This window comes from Bacteroides sp. BFG-637 (assembly GCF_024793605.1).
Classification (GTDB): Bacteria; Bacteroidota; Bacteroidia; order Bacteroidales; family Bacteroidaceae; genus Bacteroides; species Bacteroides vicugnae.
In genome coordinates this window covers 3878247-3899461 of record NZ_JANUPD010000002.1, presented here as the reverse complement: position 1 = coordinate 3899461, position 21215 = coordinate 3878247, and the positions used below count along the sequence as shown (strand labels likewise).

Sequence of the window (21215 nt, the reverse complement as noted above, 5' to 3'; positions counted from 1 at the left end):
AGATATTATTTCTTCGCAGGATTCATTATCTGGATAGCCTCACGAAGATATTTATATTCAACATCCGTATGGTTATACTCATATTCCATATGGTAACTTCCAATCCCTCCCTTATGCTGTTTTTCCGTTATTTCTTCCGGTTGCCAGCGTGCCATTCCAAGCAAAGAGGGAATCGTGCCTAGTTCCGGATCTTTATATCCGGCTCCTCCCGTTGACCAGAGGCTCTCAAAATTTTCTGTAACTATAAAACGTTCTGGGCTAATATGTTTACTCACCGTATTAAATCGAGATTGCAAAAAAGAAGGAGCAGTTGTACCATATGCCTGGGCAATTGCATAATTTGCATATTTCCATCCTTCTTCCGTGATTTTCTCTATATATCCGTCCACACAGATGAGCTTATCCTCTCCCAAATTAGCACGCATTTCTCTCAATAAAGTAGTCATATTCACCGACTTATTGAATAAGTCACCACTGCTACATTCATGGTCGAAATCGACTCCATCATACCCATATTTGAACACACTGTCGGCTACCGCCTTCGCCACAGCAGGAATATTCTCCGCCACATTCTCAAAATTACCGGGGAAGTTGGACATATTATGAGAAAATATAGTAAATGTCACCTTGGTTCCATATACCTCTTGCACATATTTCAAATCCTCCATCTGCGCTTGAGTCAAGCTATGCCATGTTCCCCAAATAGAAACCACGTCTACACTGTCAGGCAAGTTACGCAGATATTTTACAGGAGATGTTCCGGCTGCCTTCCAGCCGCCAAACCATCCAAAAGCCAACTGATGATCTGACTTTTTATAGGCTCGCAGATTCTCATAATATTGGGCATCTTTCACAACAGGCACTTGGAGCGATATATTTTCTATCTCCGTATCACATGCCACCATAACCATAGCCAATACGAAAAGTCCAAAGACTCTATTCATTATCTTATTCATAGTAATAAAATTAGATACATAATTATTTTTTATCCCACCACAACTTTACATTTCCATAGTCCTTGCCACCAAGAAAATCAGTTACGGCCTTATTTACCTCTGTTGTATTCGTATCATATTCCGTAGACGGAAGCGGAATACGACGAGGACCGGAAGCGTCCACTTGCCCTGAACTGGCATTTGTTCCATACAAGTTAAACAGTTTCGGATACCCGGTCCGACGATATTCGCTCCAAGCCTCCTGACCTTCCGGAAACATAGCGATCCATTTCTGCGTGATAATACGCTCGAGTTTCTTTTCATCACGATCAACAGCATTCCATGCAATAGTAATTGTTGAAGCTGCCACCGCACTACCTGTTGTTCCCGAGGGCGCAGTGAACGGCACAGGTTTATATTCATCACCTCTTGTCAGATAATCACCCAAGGACACTCCCCACTGCTCAAAAGACTTCGTAATACCTGTATTATATAGTCCTTCCATTTCACCGCCCATATTCCAACCATGAAGCCTTCCTTCCGCACGCAAGAAATAAACCTCCGCAGCACACATCCACTGAACGGGTGTCTCTGCAAATATATTCGGAGCCGACAACTTAACGTAATTCGTCTTATTAGTAATATTCACCCCTAATCGTGCCCCATGAAGCTTATCACCAACTTCACCATATTCCGATTCTTGGAAATATTTGGAAAGACGAGGATCATTGTAACCCTTCATTATAGACTCAATATCAGCTCCCATTCGTACATCCTCATAATTATCCCAGCAAATCTTCAAAGGATGAAATACAGAGATCCCGTTTCCCGACTGCAACAGGGCATTTTCCGCATTTTCCGTAATCACTCCATTCTTAACTGCTTCCTCAGCTAACTTTCGTGAAGTTTTTCCATTCACCTCAAATCCCTCCACATAACAGGTACGCATAGCCAAACGCAGTTTTAATGAATTCGCGAATTTCAACCACCTCGTGAAATCACCTCCATATACCAGATCATATTTACTCAAAGGCTTACTTCCCGGATGAACAGCGACATAATCCTGCAATTCCGCTATAGCCTCATCAAGATCTTCGAAAAAAGATTTATAGATATCTTCCTGTGAATCATAAGGAGTTTCCAAGCCCCCCGTGTCCAAACTGCAGATAGGGCAAAGGACCATATATATCCGTTATCCGATGCATAGCAGCCACCTTTAATATTTGTGCCACCGCATAAGCTTCCGGAAACTCATCCTTGCCATTATCACGAATTTGTTTCCATGCCGACATCACATTAGTAAATGCGACCTCGAAAGCAACGTCATTCCATTTATCATACCGCAAGTTATAATGGCAAGCAGAATTCGATCCCCACGTACCAATGGGTGTCATGTATCCTGAATGCATATCGCCGCATAAGTTTTGAGCGCGTTGAAATTGATTAGCGTCCACATCACTGGTCGGTATAACATCCATCTGCATAGCCGGAAAGAAATTCCCTATTTTCATCAATCCGACCAGCATATATTCCGGGACCTCTGTAGGATCGGTATTCCACTCTTTATAATTATCCGTACACGATGAAGCAATCAACATAGCCGCTCCTAACGTGCATACCATATGTCTTATTTTTCCTAATCTTTTCATTGTATTATTCCTTTCTGGTTAGTTAATATTGGAATTTCACACTAAACCCGATGCTACGTACACTTGGTTGCATAAAATAGTCAAACCCTTGATAATATGTACCCGTAGAGGCCGATAATTCCGGATCAAAAGGTGCCTTATTATGAAACATGAACAGATTCTTACCAATAAGCGACACTGTTAGATTTTGTATCTGATTGCCAAACCATTTTGTTGGAAATGTATACCCTAAAGTTGCTTCTCTAAGCCGTACATTTGTCATACTATAGACATAATTCGCCAAGACTCCGGTCGCCCCATTACCAAGTACATTATAGTAATCTTTTGCTGTCACACGGCCACTATTAAGATTCACTCCACCATTATCCCGTACTATAGCCGATGTTTTAGAAGTTCCATAGTAATCCATTTTAGCTTGTGTAGCAGACACGCCTACTCCACCGATACGAGCATCAATCAGGAAACTAAGATTAATGCCTTTCCAGCTGAAACTGTTATTCCATCCCCAATTGAATCGTGGTGCCGCACTACCGGCTTTTATCCAGGTATTCGGGTCAGCCTCAATAGCACCCGTATTTGCGTCAACTTTAATGTTGCCTAAATAGTCAATCTTCAACCCAGTTACATAAATATCACTCAGAGTACCTCCCTCTTTCACTATCATTTTATAGCTTCCTTGCGGATTGAAAGGTTCTATCTCTGTAATGGAAATGGGTTCTCCTGTAATTGGATTGGTAGCACCACCGGGTAACAGATAAACAACCTTATTACGATTCATAGTAAAAGTCAGATTCGAGTTCCATTTTACAGGCCCAAGATTAGCGTCAATACCCAAACGCGCTTCAATACCCCAGTTATTTACCTTACCGCCATTCAACATATAGTTGCTATAACCCGTACTCGGCGGCATTGTATAATTAATGAACTGATTGTAAGTATTACTATTATAATAGGTGAAATCAATATTCAACAAATTCTGAAACATTCTCAAGTTCATACCGATTTCAACAGATTTTGTGCGTTCAGGCTTCAGATCCGGATTCAATAATCTGGAGGAAGTGTTGACGATACCATCTTTCACGGTATAGGTGGGCATTGTAATCTGCCGCATCGGCGGATTACCCACTTCACTGTAAGAAGCTCTGAACTTTAAAAAGGAAATATATGCTTTTGACAAATCAAACATCTCACTGACAACTGCAGATACACCTACCGATGGATAAAAGAAACCACTTTTCTCATTATCCGTATTTGCTAAAGTAGAAAACCAGTCATTGCGGGCAGTTAAATCCAGATATGCCCAACTCTTATACCCCAACTGGAAAGTCGCAAAAACAGCTTGATTATTATCTATATATCCCGCTTGTTCAGCCTTGGTATTTGCACCATTTTTACTTATATTGTTAAAAGAGAAAAAGTTGGGAACAGTAGCCAGATGTCCCTCATAGTTCGTCATTTCATAGGTTTGATGATTAAAACTGGCTCCCAAGTTTGCTGTAATTCCCCAATTCTCCCAACGTTTATTAATCTGTGCCATGACATCTCCATAGGTATTCTTATATCCAGACTTCATGTTCATATAATTACCATATTCAGATGCAAACAATTGGTCGGAAGAGGCCGCAATTTTACGTTCATATATATCATTGCTATTGTCTACGCGCATACGGCCAACCACATTCATCCAATCAAAAACTTTATAATTCAAATTAGCCGAGAACATGTAGCGAGATTTATGATTACTCATATTCTCACGATTCACAATCCAATACGGATTTTCTATTGCAAATCCCTGATTACCATAAGGCCAGTATTGCACATCATAATATTTCTCACTATTATAACGTTCATATACCTTATATTTATTCAAATCATCTCCCCTAGGCATGAGGTATAATGCAACAAGTGGGTTATGATATTGCCCCTGCGACATCATATTATTATCATTGGTAATCACATAAGAGGCACTCATATCCAATGTCAACTTATCCTTAATTAATTCAGTCGTATTACGCAATGTAAAATTATACCGGTTATAAGTATTATTAGGTATAATACCACGCGCATTAGTCGATGCTACAGAGAAATAAGTCTGATTGCGGTCATTGCCTGCTGACAAACCTAACGAGTTAGTTTCTGTGAAACCTGTTTGAAAGAAATCTTTAGGTTCCCATGTCGCATCCTTTTTAGCTCCCCAGCTAGCAAACTCACCTTCTAGCGATCCATAAGTCGTCTGAAACTCCGGCATTACCAATGGACTCATGAACTGAGTATCGTTAGAATAATTAATTCTCAACTTCCCCTCTTCTCCTTTTTTTGTTGTAATCAACACAACACCATTGGCACCCTGCGAACCGTAAAGCGCAGCAGCCGCTGCACCTGTCAATACAGACATCGATTCAATATCATCCGGGTTTATACTGGAAATCCCATCACTATCTCCTCCATCTGCATTCTCATAAAAGCTTTTTTCCTGATTAGAACGCATAGAAGCCATAGGAATACCGTCAATTACATACAAGGCATTGTTATCATTTGTGATAGATTTCAAACCGCGCATCACAACACGGGTAGAACCACCAATACCAGACGCACTTTGGTTAATAGTCACCCCGGCAATCTTACCAGCCAGACTATTCATGAAACTAGCATCCTTTACAGTAGTAAGATCAGCAGCTTTCATTTCTTGCACATTATAGGTCAATGATTTCACTTCGCGTTTAATACCCAAAGCGGTAACAACCACCTCATCCAGCACTTCATTATCCGGACGCATGGTTATACTGTAAAAGTCCTTTCCGGAAACAGGTATCAATTGAGTGGCATATCCGATATAAGAGACTTTCAAAGTAGAATTACTCAAAGCAGACATTGAGAAATTTCCATCCAAATCGGTAATGGTACCAGTATTAGTACCCTCTACTGCAACATTGACACCAATCAAAGGTTCTCCCTTCTCATCAACAATTTTTCCTTTCACCGTCTTTGTAGTCTGAGAAGTTGTTTCCTTTTTTTCAGGAACAATCATAATATACTTATCAGTCAATTTATAAGAAAACCCTGTTCCTTTCAAAATTGTTTTTAGCGCAGTCTCTAACGGTTGGTTTACTATATTCAAAGATAATTGTCGTTTATCTGAAAGTTGTGATTGATTGTAAGCAACGGATAATTTAGACTGTCTTTCGACTTCCGACAATGCCTTTTGTAAAGTGATTTCTGCATTTTTTATAGTAATACGAATATTACTTTGGGCAAATGCTGTTGTTTGTAATATAAACAAACAGCAAATAATTATTGTACTTTTAGCTGTTTTTAGATATAAATTCATATCTTCGTAGCGTTTTTAGTGTTAAACTCATAATATTAATTCCATCAAAAATCTAGTATTTTACATTTTAATACTAAAAAACTTATTTCATATCCGGAACCAGGCGGCATCCTCGTTCCGGATACTTTTTTACATAATGATATATTTTAAGGTTAAACAATCGAGCTTCTTATTCTATTTCACAGTTTTCATATAGCAAACATTTTTATCTATTTTGTAAGTAAACTTTCCAGTCACTTCTTTCATTACCTCCATTATTTCTCCAATATCCGTATTCTTGCTAAAACTAAAGTTATATTCATCTGTTGTAAATAACTTCGTATTATATTGGAAAGTTATGTCAAAACGCCTTTCCAAAGTCAACAGAATCTCTTCCATTGTACTTCCACGAAATACAATCTGTCCTCTCTGCCAAGCTGTTACATCTTCCAGATCAGCTTCTTCAATTTTACTTTGAGCTGTCTTTCGATTATAAACTACCTGTTGCCCCGGTCTCAAAATATAAGAATGATCCGATTGTTCATAGTTCACTTTTATCTTGCCTTGAATCAAAGTTGCAACAATTTCCGAATCTTCAGGATAAGCAGCTACATTAAATTCTGTTCCCAAGGCAGTTACAGACATATTGGCAGATCGCACAATAAATGGTTTATCCGGATCCTTCTTAACTTTAAAATCGGCTTCTCCTATTAGATAAACAGTACGAGTATCTCCTTTAAATGCATCCGGATAGAGCAATAACGTTCCGGAATTCACATGAACCCGGCTACCATCCGGTAATTCAAACTCATATGTTTTTCCATCAGGAATATATTGCTCAATCATCGCAGCCGTTTCCTCTTTAAAAGTATTCTTTGTTAACCAAAATGTACCGGATACCGTTACAACAAACATTGCGACTGCTGCCGCATATTTCCAGGGAAACAACCGATACCGCTTTTTAGTGCCGGCAGATACTCCGACTTTATCATATACATTCTCTAAAGAAGTCCATGTGCCTGCATCAACTTTGCCTTCTGTTTCTTTCCATAATGTACTCAACGCTATATCTTTCTCATCAGCATGCTCCTCGTCTAACAACCATTGATGTACTTCTTTGGTTACATTCTCGCTATGCTCAGAAGCGGTGAATACATTGATAATTTTTTGAATATAATTCTTCATTTTAGATTTGCCTTATATAATATAGACAACTAGCTAAAACGGACTACTCAACTGAAATAGAAAAAAATGCGATTAAGATGACTTTTTTAATTCTTGTAGTGCAAGATAGATGTGGCGTTCCACTGTACGGATAGAAAGTTGTAGTTTATCAGCAATCTCCTGATTACTCATACCGTTTTGCCGGCTCATAGAAAAAACTTTTCTGCGTTGTTCCGGCATATTATCTAAAGTAAGTTTTATCAGAAGTTGTAGTTCTTTTGCATAAAGTTTATCGTATATATCAAATTCAAAAGAAGGAGAATCTTCCTGGGACAATTTCTCCTGATAACTAAGTTCTACGGACTGATGCTTCAAAAAGTTATAAATCTGATTACGAGTCATCGTGTAAATATAACTATCCCATGTCTCTTTGTTTTCCCAGATTTCCGGATTATCCCACAGTTTGACAAATATATCCTGAGCAATATCTTCAGCATCTTCTTCCGAACGTAAAATCTTCCATGCAAAAGCCTTTACCTTCGGAAAAGTAAGAATGAAAAACTGCTCGAATTTTTTCTTCTTTTCTTGTTCACCAATATGTGTCATCAGAGATTTTCGGCTATTATCGTTTTTATGGAAGCCAAAAATAGAAGCTTTTATTAAAAAAAACAAGTAAAAGTTATATTAAAAACAAATTTATTATTTTCTCCCGAAATTCATTTTCCGGTATATCCTCTTATTTATCAGAGATTATAAAAGTGAACTACAGCTTTCATAAGATGAGACCTATTCAACTGAAAATAATCCATTTAATCTAATATCATCCGGAGAACTACCGATCATTATCTGAAAAACTCCTGCCTCAACAGTTCGTTCCACATCTTGGTTTATAATACATAAGTCTTCTTCTGCCAAAGTGAAGATAATAGACTTTTCCTCTCCCTTTCTTAAAGGAAAACGTTTAAAATGTTTCAACTGCCTCATTGGCTGGACAACTGACGCATATTTATGCCTTATATAAAGTTGTGCCACTTCCTCCCCGTCATACTTCCCTGTATTTTTCACATTAAATGAAACCTCAAAACAATAAGGGCCTTTCTGTACTATTTGTAAATCTGAATATTCAAAAGTGGTATAACTCATCCCGTAGCCAAAAGTATAGATGGGCGATGCTGACATTTCTACATAATCATGGTTGTGGGGAGCTTTCTTATTATAATATACCGGAATCTGCCCTACTGACCGGGGAACAGATATTGGCAAACGTCCGGCAGGATTATAATCTCCAAATAAGACATCGGCTATCGCATTTCCACCTTCCTGTCCCGGATAATAGGCCGTTAATAATGCATCTGCATATTCCGAAGCCCAGTTTTTCTCTAACGGACGACCTTCGATATAAACTACAATCAATGGCTTTCCCGTTTGCTTCAAGGCTTCCAATAATTCTTGCTGTCTGCCAAGCAATGACAAAGTTGCACGATCGAATCCTTCACCACATTCCATATCACTAATGCTACCCTGTTCAGCTACTGCTGCACCTGTTTCTTTATAACTCGTTTTAAAGTCACGGGCACTGGAACCGCCCACCACTGCTATGACAACTTCAGCACAACGCGCAACGTCAACTGCCTGTTTTATTTCATTCACAGCAGTATCACGGATAGCGCAACCTTTCACATATTCCACACGCGAAGGAGATAGTTTAGCTATTATTCCATCAAGTACAGTTTTCACATTACTGTCTTCCTGAGGAGCGGTATAGTCTCCTAACATATTGTACCGATTGTCGGCATTAGGACCAATAACTGCCACTTTGTTTATTTTCTTGTTTAAAGGCAGAATTGAATTTTCATTTTTGAGCAATGTAATAGAGGCTTGTGCCATTTTACGTGCCAAACTGATATGTTCTTTACTGCGTACTATTTTTTCCGCAACCTTCGGTTCCACATAAGGATGCTCAAACAACCCCATCTCAAATTTCATCCGTAACACCCGGCAAACAGCAGTATCAATCACCGCTTTGTCCATTTGCCCGGTCTGAACTGCATGCCAAAGATTAGTATAGGCATCTCCCCCTAGGTCAACGTCAACGCCCGCCATAACAGCGCTTATCGCAGCTTTTTCTTTTGTCGGAGCTACAAAGTGACTTTCATGAATGCCCTCAATACTATATAAATCGGACACAACAAAACCACGAAATTTCCACTCATTACGCAACAATTGAGTCAGCAAATAATGATTCGACGTACATGGAATACCATCTATTGAGTTATATGAGGTCATGACTGATAATGCTCCTGCATCTATCGCCTTATGAAAAGGAGGAAGAAAGTTCTGATGCAAATCCCGAATACCTACTGATGTATAATTACCATTTTGTCCACCCTCCGGCACAGCATATGCCAGAAAATGTTTCAGCGTCGCTATGGTAGCGTACTTCTGCGATAAATCACCTCCTCCTAAACCTTCGACCATAGCTGCTCCTAAAACGCCACTCAACACCGGATCTTCTCCAAATGTTTCTTCCACACGAGACCAACGCGGGTCACGAGTTAAATCAAGCACAGGCCCGTAACTTATATGCCCACCTTGAGAACGAACTTCTTTAGCTATGACCTGCCCCACTTCTTTTATCAATTCCGGAGACCATGATGCCGCCATTCCTATACCCGTAGGAAAAACAGTAGTACCAATTGCCATATGCCCATGAGGGGCTTCTTCCGCTAGAAACATCGGGATTCCCAAACGGGTATTCTCCATCACATATTTTTGCAATGCATTTCCTGCTTTCGCTGCCAATTCAGGATTTAATCCACTCGATAATGTTTTCTTTGTCCATGGATCTGCACGATAAGTCGCCCAAAGCATTCCTGCATTCCTTTCCTTGACAAGTTGCTTGAACTTCCCGGAAGGATAAACCTCATTTCCCTTTATTTCGTACATCTCCCACCCCAGAGGACAAAGTAATTGACCGACCTTCTCTTCTAAAGTCATACGGGAAAGCAAGTCTGAAAGTCTTATATCTATTGACAGACTGGAATCTTTGTAAGCAGGTAATGAGAGAGAGGATTGAGTAAATCCCAAAGTACATACCATCTGTACTATCACCAAGATATACAATCGTTTTATCATAATGTTATATGCAGTAAAATGACTCAATTAATTTATAGTGTATTTCTAATCTTTCAAATAGAGATATTCAATCCTACTTACCCATTTCTCCTTCAAATATAACTGTATGTACAGGCTGATGAACATCATTTGTTATCAACTTAACCTTTGCATCCAATGGCTGGTTTGAAGATGATACATTTAATTCAAACAAAACTTCCAGACATTCATTTTGCTTCAAAATCTTTTCACCCCGGAGATTAGTAGAAACAAATTCCGGACATTCTATTTTGCGGATAATAAGAGGATTCGCCCCTTCATTAGTAACTTTTACTTTTCTCTGAATATGCTTTTTTAATGAGATATTCCCCAAATTAAAATAAGATTGTGAGCACTTCATCCGGGGAGCAGTTGCTGTGCTTACTTTTCTCATATCATCAATCACTGTTCCAAAGATTTGTATAGGAGAACTGTGTACGGAATTGGCACTAATAATAATCTTATCTTTAAATGTACCGTAAAAGCCTTTTAAAGGAAAAGCTGTTATTTTTATAGTCGCATAAGATCGACCTTGAAGAGATGATGGCATAGATATCGACAAACATCCACTCTTATGTAACAGCGAGTATGACAACTTGACCATTTTATCCGATCGGTTATAGACTTTAATTTCCTGTTGTTTTGACCTCCTATTATGTTGCAGCTGACCATAAGATAGAGTCATTCGGTCGGCCAGAATATCTGATGATAAAGAATAAGGATATTCATCCTCTATACGATTAATTGTACTTATCGTACCTTTTACCCAAAGAGTATTGACACTTTGCCCTGAATTGGAAACAACCCTTATACTCTTAGAGAAAAAGTTTGTTCGCCCTTTAGGATCGAAAGTTACGGTAATAGTGCCTGTATGCCCAGGTTTTACAGGTTGTTTACTATAAACAGGAATGGCACACCCACAAGTTGAAATCACTTCTTCGATCACAACCGGAGAAGTATGCATATTAGTAAAATGAAAAGTATGACTCACTTTGCCTCCTGCTTCCTGAATATTACCAAAATTCCAAGTAGTAGTATCAAAACGCAATACAGCTTTTCCCTGTTGTTGAGCACATACGCCAACAGTAGAGCACAGTAAAACCATCAAAGCTGATATAAAACGTTTCATCATTATTTCTTTAAGTTAATATTGGGAGTTACGTAAAAACACAATAACTCCCAATATAAAATCACATTTTAATTATCTTGAGGCAAATCATTGAATTCTGCATCCCAAATGATATTTGCTGAAGCCGGGAAAGTTAAATCACGCCCATTGCCCGAACTGTCCTTCAATGTATTCCCTTCTCCTTCATCCAATTTCCAATAGCCATATAAGTCCGACGAAGATGGAGAAGCTATTGTACGCAAGTTAGCTTTTACCTCTTCCGCTGTCAGACATTTCTTCCACATACGAATATCAGAAATCAGACCATCAAAATACATACTTGAACTTGTATAACCAAACTGAATACCGGTCAACGTATATCCCACCTTGAATCTTTGAGAAGAAGATGGTCCCCAACGTTTAGTCGGTTTTGCAGAAGCAACTTCCTCACCGTTAATATATAAACGATAAGCAATCTCTGTATTCTGACCCGTTTTTGTTCCCTCACAAGTGATAGTCAACCTTACCCATTGATTAGCCGGCAACGTTATATTTTGATTAGCCAATGTCAAGTCACATTGACGATTACCAATATTAGACGCTCCCGTTACACCTGTTACACGTAGTTCACAACCACTAAAAACTTCATTATTATTGTTAGTATCTTTACCACGCCATGTACCTATATAATTAGTTCCACTGTGCCAACTATATGGATATACAAGCATTTCAAACGTATGTGTATTATCTTCAATCGTAACTACTTCATCATTTGCGAAACTTAACGTACGATACATATCCGTTGAATAAGAACTCATATTCAATCCCGGTATATAATCCAATTCTCCGTCAATGCTAATCGTAAAATAAGAAACAGAACGAGTGTCCGTTACAAATTGTCCTACACACGTTTCATCTATTGTTGCAACAATAGGAAGCAAATATTCTTCACCTTCCACCAAACCGAACAATGATGAAAACTTAACTGATAAGGAATTGGATTCTTGCTGTCCTGCCTTCACTATCGCATTTTTAGCTTGCAACTCATAGACAAAAGCGGGCATCATCTTATAAGACGTGTTATTTGCAGCATTATAAGCCTCTACCATACTTTCGTCCACGGCAATGTCACACAATAAAGTAGTAGCAGCAGGTTTATCCAGTTTGATAGTATAATCATAAACATAGCTTCCTGCATCCAGTATCTCCCTATAATCAATAGAAACAGGTCCTGCTTCCGACTGTGGCATCTCTATTGTTGGCAATTCAATAAAATCATTGTCATCATCCGAACAGGATGTGAATCCTACTCCTCCCAATAAAACAAGCAAAAGGAGAGTTAATCTATTTATATTGTTTTTCATTATCATACAGTCTATTCATTTATTATTACCTTATTCAAGACATTTATTCGTATCATCATAAGTCCAGTCAATCGTGATTCCATTCTTATAACTGATATCACGCTTTGACGGAGATAAATCATAGAAAGTAGTTCCTTCTCCTTCATTCATTCTCCAATAAGACACAAGTCCATTGGTAGAAGGGTCTACCCCACATACATTTGCTTTAATTTCACGAGCAGACAAAGGACGAGTCCAAAGGCGCATCTCACTCAAACGACCATAAAACAATTGTGAAGATTGATAACCTTTTGAAGGCATACCGATCTGTACTCCATAAAGCGCATATTCATACGGAGCAACTGTCATTGAGTTATCTTTCTCTCCATTAATATACAATGTCAACGTAGTGCCGTCATTTACCAAGGCAACAGCATACCAGGTATTTAAAGCAAAGCGAGTATTCGATGACATTTTACCCTGTTTAGTTGTTACATGCAACTGGTTCGGCTCATCCGTTCCTTCACCAAAACGAAGCAGGTTCTGGTCACATTTAAAGCCTCCATCATCAATTGCTCCCCCTTCTACAGACGCTTCACTACCTCCAAATGAACAAACACGGGTAGTACCGGAAGCTCCGGAAGAACGGAATTGAGTGGCATATATCTTCACTTCCCATGTATAAGTAGGCAAGGAAGGAATAGGATCCGGAAGCAAAAATTGATAAGCCATAGAAGCCTGTCCTACATACGGAGCATGGAAACGCAATGTTCGAGATACTTTCAGGAAAATAGTACGTCCTGCTTCTATAATATCCAAATCTCCCGTCGCACTTTTTATGGTAACCGGTATCAAATAAACACGTCCCGGAACAAATTCCGAATCATCCGCAATTGAAAGAGAGGCAGCAGAAGAAATTGCCTGTCCTGCTGAAATCGTAACCTCCGGATTTTCAAATGTATATGATTTATCCGGAATGGGATAATAATTGGTTCCCATTTCCTCATTATAAGTATCAACCAGACTTGCATCAACAGCCAGGTTCACCTGAATATCCGATTCAACGCGAGAAGTTGAAGTCACAGAAACAGCATACGCAGATGGAAATCCATCAATGGCAAACTTTACCAATCTATCCGAAGATGTTCCGGTCATTAACAACCCGTCACCTTTTTGAGCGGCTTCCTGGCATCCCTGCAGCATAAAAGAAGCTATTCCTATCAAAGCTGCTCCCCATATCTTTTTTATATTATTCAATGTTTTCATACCTTGCATACAAATTTAAAATTCATCCATTTTCATCTTCCGTTTCTTGTTTAGTAGACTGTCGTACAGGCTTTCCGGCAGGATTTTGTTCCTGAATACCACGTCGAAGGCTATAATAAGGAATAGCGGTTTTCTCTTTATCACCTATAGCCTGATTAGCAGGACGAGTGGTATTGTATTCATATTCAAAATAATATCCGCCGAATCCGCCTTTTCGTCCTTGTGTAGGATTCCAGCGTGCCATACCTATTACAGAATAGATTGGATTGCCCCATGAATCTACTTTATTTCCATCAGCTTCCGTAAATTCGACTCCACCATTCTGCCAGTACCATCCCATTTGTTCCGTAGCAACGAATTTTTCAGGAGGACACCAGCTACTAAGCTGGTCAAATTTAGATTGCAAACTTTGAGCACTACCGGTGGTGTAACATTGTCGTACAAAATAATCGACATAAGGTTCTGTTTCCTTAGGAGGCAGCTGATTATAGAAGTCAACAATTAATAATTTGCCTGTATCCGATTGAGGACCGAAATAATTTCCTAATACCTTTATAAACTTTGTAAAGTTATCATTTTGCAACCAGTCGCCTTCCGGTTCGTAGTCCAAGTCCAAACCATCCAGATCATTACGCAACACACATCTCACAAGATGCATAGCATAAGCCTCGATACCTGCGTCGGTTTTAGGAAACTCCGTACTTCCAATACGGCAAATCGTACACATCACAACGCGAGTCCCCTTTACTGTACGGATATAATTCATTTCCTCATAAGCAGTCGGCAAATAACGCTCGTTATAATAACTAGTTTCTACATAAGCCGGATTGTTGGAAGGAATACCTGACCACAGACTGACGATGTCCAGACTATCCGGCAGACCAGTGAAATGAAGTCCCTGCGAAGGAGATGCTTCTGAAGTATAACCGGCATACCAGCCGAAACAAATAGCATGATCTGTTTTCTTATATTCACGCAGGTTCTGATAATATTCTTCATTATAAGTATTAGCTGCCTGTATAACTTCCGGTTCAATATCCGTATCACAACCACTCACAACAAATGTCAAGAGATAGGTGAACAAAAAATATACATAATTTCTTTTCATATTCTGCATTATTTAAGTAACCAATTATTTATTAGGCACATCCCACCACAATCTGACACCCGGGTTATCTACGCCACCTAAAAGTGTGATGCCTTTATCCAACTCTGTTCTATTCGTATTATATTCCGATTCCGGATAAGGTAATCTGCGGATTTGTATATTTGTGTCTACAGAACCTCCGGAACTTTCGTTCACAACAACCGGAAATACTTTCGGGTAACCGGTACGACGGAACTCTGTCCATGCCTCTTGTCCCACCGGATAAAGAGCAATGTACTTTTGAGTAATGATTTGTTCCAGATTTGTTTTAAAATCTCCCGATTCATCCCAAGCGATAGAAACAGTACCCAAAGCATCCATGGAATGAGATGATGTCACCGGATCCTCATAATTGGCAGGCACATATCCACCCGCTGCAGTTCTTGTCAGATACGCGTCAACTCCCGATGCACCATGTTCATCAAAAGACATTCTTATTCCATCTTCATAATACTTTTTAGCATCGGCATTCGTTCCCCAACGCAAAGCATATTCCGCCAACAAGAAATATGATTCGGATGAACGCATCCACACTACATTGGAAGTAGCAGTTGCCTGTGGTTCGGCAAAGATTCCTGTTATATATTTATCCTTACTTACGTCCTTTGACATTCCGGCTCTTATACCCCGATATTTTCCACCCGTACCAGCCTCGAAGTAAGCAGAAAGTCGTGGATCCTGATAACCATTCATGTATGAATCCAGCGTCGCTCCCATACAAATATCATCCCATCCTTTCAGAATATACAGAGGACTTTCATAAGTCGCAATCGGAGTAATATGCTGAAGTTCTGCTAAATCAGACTTCACATTCATCAAACCATAACTATTGCCAATAGCCAGTTGGGCTTCACTTTTTGCCTTTGTTTCATCCACATAGGCAAGATGCAATGCAAGACGCAAACGAAGTGAATTGGCAAACTTTATCCAAGATGTAACATCACCGTTGAACACACAATCCCATGATGACAAAACTTTACTTCCGGATGCAGCATAACTATCCAAGTTATTGATAGCTCCATCCAATTCTTCAAAGAATCTGTAATAAACATCCTTTTGCGAATCATAAGGCACTTCTTTTGAAACTCCAAAATTCAAATAAGGAATAGGCCCATAGGTATCTGTCACACGATGCATTGCCGCTACTTTCAGAATCTGCGCCATAGAAAACCGGGGATCTTCGTCATTGTTAATCGCTTTTCTTATTTCACGCCAGGCATTCATAGTCGTCAGGTAATTGGTAGTGAACATATCACCATACCAACTTCTTTTATCCCAATTGTAACGACCTGCAGAATTGATACTGGGAGCAGGAAAACCAAAATAGCCGATATACCCATCTCCACCCATCACTTCCACAGTCTGATATCTGTCCGAACCGATATTAAGTCCCGGTTGTGCTACCACCAGTACGTTCTGCTCCATCTGTAAAAGAAGAGAACCTGTTCTCACATTATCCCAATCCGTCATCTCATCGGTTGCTTCATTAGGATTGGTATTGTACTCCAGAAAATTCTTCGTACAACCTACATTTATCATGATTACTCCAAGGAGTAAGTAGTAGTAGTTCCTTACTTTAAAAAACTTACGTATGTTCATCATTATTTTTTTTAAAGGTTATCCAATTAGAAAGAAATCTTTGCAGAAAATCCCATCGATCTCAAACTCGGTTGCATGAAATAGTCCATACCCTGATTATAAGTACCGGTGCTTGCAGTAGATTCCGGATCAAATGGCGCCTTACAATACAGCATCCATAAATTCCGCCCTACAAAGGATACATTCAACCCTGAAATCCATTTACACCATTTATTGATCGGAACATCATAGCCCAAAGTCAATTCTCCCAAACGAACATTAGTCATACTATATACATACATAGAGCCTACATAACCTGTTCCATTAGCTCCGATAGTCTGATACCATGTCTGGGCATCAATCATCTGGCCGTTTATTTTCACTCCCCCATTATCCCGTGCCTCTGCCGATGTCTTAGACACTCCATAATAATCCATCACTGCTTGAGTGGCAGAAACTCCGATACCACCTACACGGGCATTCAACATAAATCCGAGGCTGATTCCTTTCCAGTTAAATTCATTTCTCCAACTAAGAGTATATTTCGGATTGGTATTACCGGCATAGACATAATTATTCTTATCAGTTTCCAAGACACCTGTCATTGAATTCATCCAGATATATCCATGCTCGTCAGTTCTCATTGTATTAACATACACATCTCCCATAGAGCCACCTACGGTTAGCCGTTGTTTGGCACCCCCTAATGAATAAACATCCATTTCATCCAAATGTACTGTCACTCCCAACTCTTCATTTGTATATTCAGGGAGCAATTGGTCTATGCGATTTCTGTTAAGCGACCATAGTAAAGTCGTTTTCCAATCTACAGGCCCTATATTCTGTTTAAATCCAAGAGCTAACTCAATTCCTTTATTTGTTACTTTACCTGCATTTACATATAATTTAGAATATCCGGTTGTTGTAGAAATTTCCGGACTGAAAAGCTGATTCTCCGTATATGTCTTATAAGCTGTCACGTCCAGTGTCAGTTTATTATCAAACAGACCTAAATTAAATCCTCCTTCCCATGAATGAGTCCTCTCCGGTTTAAGGTCTTTTATCGGAAAATAAGAAGTGGTATTCAGCCCTCCCAACACCGCATAAGTAGTGATAGCCCTGAATCTTTCCGGTGCATTACCTACTTCGCTATACGAAAGGCGGACCTTTGCATAAGAAAGGATATTGGATTTCATTGTAAACATATTAGTCAGAATCGCTGAAGCACCGATAGAAGGATATAATATGGAAGAATGGTTTGTTCCTGCCAAAGCTGATATCCAGTCATTACGCAACGAGCCGTCTACATAAACCATGCCCCTATATCCTAATGAGAATGTTCCGAATAAAGAATTGGTACGATCGTGATAGTTCGTATTTTTATAGGTTAATTTACCGGAAACGTTCGCATTGTTAGAAGTAAACAGATTAGGAATGGTCAGCAATCCCCCTCCAAAATTCAGCTCCTTGTAATCCAGGTCCAATAAACTGGCACCTAAAGATGCTGTCAGATTCCATGTATCGTGATAGAAATATTTATTAATATTCAACATGGCATCGGCATATATCTGACTGGTATTTTTGTTCGATTGCACGTATGCTCCTTTATCCGAGTTTTCAGCAATCACATTCAAAGTAGAAGCATACATTTTCTTTTCCGAGTTGATTGTTTCCTTATCCAGCTTCACGCGTCCGGAAACATTCAACCAATCTGTTATCGTATATTTTAGTGAACCGCTTGCCAGAAAACGGTCTTTCTTGTTGGTATACATATTCCGGTTCGTAATCCAGTAAGGATTCTGCATGGATAATCCATTTTCTTTCAATGGCCAGAACTGTGTTTTTATGTTACGGTCTACATCATATCGTTCATAATACTGATATTTTGAGAAATCATCACCGCGCGGAAATAAATAAACGGGAACCAATGGATTTGCATACTCTCCCTGCGACAACATATTCTGTTCCTTTACATTAGAATACATAAAACTTAAATCCATCGTCAGTTTATCATTCAGCATAGAGGTAGTGTTACGAACAGAGAAATTATATCTGTCCAAGTCATTATTCTGAATGATACCCCGTGCATTTACGGCACCTACGGATACATAGGTTTGATTTTTTTGTGTCCCTGTAGTCAGACTTACAGTGTTCGCTACATTGTAACCTGTCTGGAAAAAATCTTTGACTTCATAATCGGTAGGAGATGACAATTTAGATGCCCAACTATACCACTCTCCTGTTTCCGAACCATACGTATTCTGGAATTCCGGCAATCGGAATGGTGAATAGAAGGTTGAATTATTACTGTATGTCAATCTGGTTTTATCCACAGCCCCTTTCTTCGTTGTGATAAGTACCACACCATTGGCAGCAGCCGAACCGTATAGTGCAGCGGCGGCCGATCCGCTAAGTACTGAAATTGATTCTATATCATCAGCGTTGAAGTTAGCCAATCCGTCACCGGATTGTCCGGCACCCGTATACTGATCGTCGGGTTGTTCACCAGATATATTAGCCAAAGGAACTCCATCTACTACATATAGAGCGTTGTTATTACCGGATATAGACTTCGTACCACGCATTACCACACGGGCACCACCTCCAATACCGGATGAACTTGCATTGATATTCACACCTGCCACTTTACCGGCAAGACTGCTCATCACATTCATATCTTTCGCCTTTGCCACTTCGTCACCGCTAATCTGCTGCACATTGTATGTCAAAGACTTGGTTTCGCGTTTAATACCCAAAGCCGTTACAACAACCTCATTCAAAACTTTTGTATCTTCCGTCATCACGATAGAAAGCGATTTATTATCTGTAACCTTCACCTCTTGAGAAGCATATCCAATATAAGAGATCTCCAATACCGCCCCCTTTTTAGCTTGAATCTGAAAGTTTCCGTCGAAATCTGTAATAGCACCGGTAGTTGTTCCTTTTACTTTCACATTCACTCCGATCAAAGGTTCTCCTTTTGTATCTTTCACTGTACCTTTTACTTGAATAATCGGATCTTGCTCTGTTACATTTAATTTAGTGGTAGACAAGATAATCTGCTTATCAACTACTGTATAAGTAACGTTGGTTCCTTTAAACACCTCATCAAGAATATCCAGGATCTTACCTGAATTGTTTCTCACAGAAACAATACGGTTCTTCTGAATTGTTTTATCATTATAAAGGAAAACATAGTCGGACGTCTCCTCTATTTTATTCAGTACCTGTTCTACAGATACATTGTTCATTGAAATGGCAACCCGCGTTCGCTGGGCATAGCCATCTTCGGCAGAAAGTTGTAATACTACTGCGAAAAGTAGTGCTAGACTAATCCTCATAACTAAAGGAAGTTTTAGATTTAAAGCATATTTAGGACATAATGCTGTAAATGAATGATTTTTTTTCATACATTTGTGGCTAACTAAAGTTTATTACTAAATGAACTATGGTTTGATTCCGGCTAGTGTTTACGAGACCTTGTGCCGTGAATCTGGAAAATTCGGAGGAAGACAGCTGTTGGTAGCAGCTTTCTTCCTTTCTTTTTATTCTCTAGTGTTATTCCATGGGCTTTTATTTTAAGGGTTACTACTCTAATATAAATCTACTCTAATTTTAGTCTTTGATAATGTATCATCAGCCTGCTGTTGCGGTTCTTCAATTTTCCATTTTAAATCGGCGGACCTGGCCAGATAATCCAATATCTGCGACAGAGTTTCAGTCCGGAAAGTAGCCCGGTATTTATATTCTTTTCCAGACCTATTGTTAAACTGAATTTCGACATTGAAGTGTCGTTCCAAACGCTTCAGGATTTCTTCTAATGAAGCATTTCTGAAAATTAGTTTTCCATCTTTCCAAGCTATCTTTCCATAAACATCCACTTTATTTTTTTCGACTTTTGACTCTGTTTATCGTAAAGCAACTGTTCTCCAGGAGCCAATACAATTGTTTCCTGATTAGGGGTTATCACATTTACTTTACCCTTTTCCAATACTGTTTCTATATAATTATCATCCTCATAAGCAGCTACATTAAATTGGGTACCATAAACATATACGCTCAAACCATTCGGAGTGTTTACATAAAAAGGACGCTCTTTATCTGCCTGCACTTCGAAATATGCTTCACCTTTCAACTCTACTAACCGGTTGTCTTTCTTGAAAGTGGTAGGATAACGCAATGTACTACCTGCATTCAACCATACTACAGAATGATCCGGAAGTTCATAACGTATGACAGAACCGGTAGCGGTTACCACCTCTGCATATTTCTCGTCAGTTTCTGTTCCACTAAAATATAAATATCCCAAAATCAGAGAAGAGAGAAATAAAGGTATAGTCAGAAATGCTGCATAACGCATCAATTGATTATACATGTTCTTTCTTCTATTAGTTTTTATTTTGGCTTGTGCTTGATAATAGGCACCCAATACATTAATGGATTCCATTTCTTTAATATCATCTCCCAATGCTTGTGCTTTACGGAGCAATGATTCCGGACTCATATTTTCCATATTTTCTTTCAAAATCTTATCTTTTAATTGTAATTACATTTATAATACAACT

The 21215-nt window shown here is 39.1% G+C and carries 13 protein-coding genes and 1 pseudogene; all 14 read right to left on the bottom strand.

What is annotated here, in order from left to right; all coding sequences use genetic code 11:
* Positions 1 to 5: 5 nt before the first annotated feature.
* Entirely contained in the window at positions 6 to 944 is a 939-nt protein-coding gene (locus NXX38_RS15025) for a glycoside hydrolase family 18 (RefSeq protein ID WP_234132103.1), read from the bottom strand.
* A 34-nt stretch (positions 945 to 978) separates the two neighbouring features.
* A complete protein-coding gene (locus NXX38_RS15020) occupies positions 979 to 2079 on the bottom strand; it encodes a SusD/RagB family nutrient-binding outer membrane lipoprotein (RefSeq protein WP_258979991.1) in 1101 nt (366 codons plus the stop codon).
* Positions 2063 to 2584: a SusD/RagB family nutrient-binding outer membrane lipoprotein gene (locus tag NXX38_RS26935; RefSeq protein ID WP_258979989.1), complete on the bottom strand. Its 522-nt coding sequence runs from the start codon at positions 2582 to 2584 to the stop codon at positions 2063 to 2065. Before NXX38_RS26935 ends, NXX38_RS15020 begins: the two co-directional genes overlap by 17 nt.
* A gap of 22 nt (positions 2585 to 2606) precedes the next feature.
* Complete coding sequence (locus NXX38_RS15010) at positions 2607 to 5912, bottom strand: TonB-dependent receptor (protein ID WP_258979988.1); 3306 nt, start codon at positions 5910 to 5912, stop codon at positions 2607 to 2609.
* Between the two features lie 174 nt (positions 5913 to 6086).
* Positions 6087 to 7076: a FecR family protein gene (locus tag NXX38_RS15005; RefSeq protein WP_195649872.1), complete on the bottom strand. Its 990-nt coding sequence runs from the start codon at positions 7074 to 7076 to the stop codon at positions 6087 to 6089.
* 72 nt (positions 7077 to 7148) lie between these two features.
* Positions 7149 to 7661, bottom strand: coding sequence for an RNA polymerase sigma-70 factor (locus NXX38_RS15000; RefSeq protein ID WP_258979986.1), 513 nt, complete (start codon positions 7659 to 7661; stop codon positions 7149 to 7151).
* A gap of 180 nt (positions 7662 to 7841) precedes the next feature.
* Positions 7842 to 10190: a glycoside hydrolase family 3 N-terminal domain-containing protein gene (locus tag NXX38_RS14995; RefSeq protein WP_258979985.1), complete on the bottom strand. Its 2349-nt coding sequence runs from the start codon at positions 10188 to 10190 to the stop codon at positions 7842 to 7844.
* Positions 10191 to 10263: 73 nt separating this feature from the next.
* Positions 10264 to 11340, bottom strand: coding sequence for a DUF1573 domain-containing protein (locus NXX38_RS14990; RefSeq protein ID WP_234132106.1), 1077 nt, complete (start codon positions 11338 to 11340; stop codon positions 10264 to 10266).
* 65 nt (positions 11341 to 11405) lie between these two features.
* Entirely contained in the window at positions 11406 to 12680 is a 1275-nt protein-coding gene (locus tag NXX38_RS14985) for a BT_3987 domain-containing protein (protein ID WP_234132107.1), read from the bottom strand.
* Between the two features lie 30 nt (positions 12681 to 12710).
* A complete protein-coding gene (locus tag NXX38_RS14980) occupies positions 12711 to 13925 on the bottom strand; it encodes a DUF1735 and LamG domain-containing protein (protein ID WP_234132108.1) in 1215 nt (404 codons plus the stop codon).
* Positions 13926 to 13947: 22 nt separating this feature from the next.
* Positions 13948 to 15033: an endo-beta-N-acetylglucosaminidase family protein gene (locus NXX38_RS14975; RefSeq protein ID WP_258979984.1), complete on the bottom strand. Its 1086-nt coding sequence runs from the start codon at positions 15031 to 15033 to the stop codon at positions 13948 to 13950.
* 24 nt (positions 15034 to 15057) lie between these two features.
* Positions 15058 to 16674, bottom strand: a complete 1617-nt coding sequence (locus tag NXX38_RS14970; protein WP_234132110.1) for a SusD/RagB family nutrient-binding outer membrane lipoprotein — start codon at positions 16672 to 16674, stop codon at positions 15058 to 15060.
* 23 nt (positions 16675 to 16697) lie between these two features.
* Positions 16698 to 19991, bottom strand: a complete 3294-nt coding sequence (locus NXX38_RS14965) for a SusC/RagA family TonB-linked outer membrane protein (RefSeq protein WP_234132111.1) — start codon at positions 19989 to 19991, stop codon at positions 16698 to 16700.
* 252 nt (positions 19992 to 20243) lie between these two features.
* Positions 20244 to 21163 (bottom strand): annotated as a pseudogene (locus tag NXX38_RS14960) (FecR family protein).
* Between the last annotated feature and the right edge of the window lie 52 nt (positions 21164 to 21215).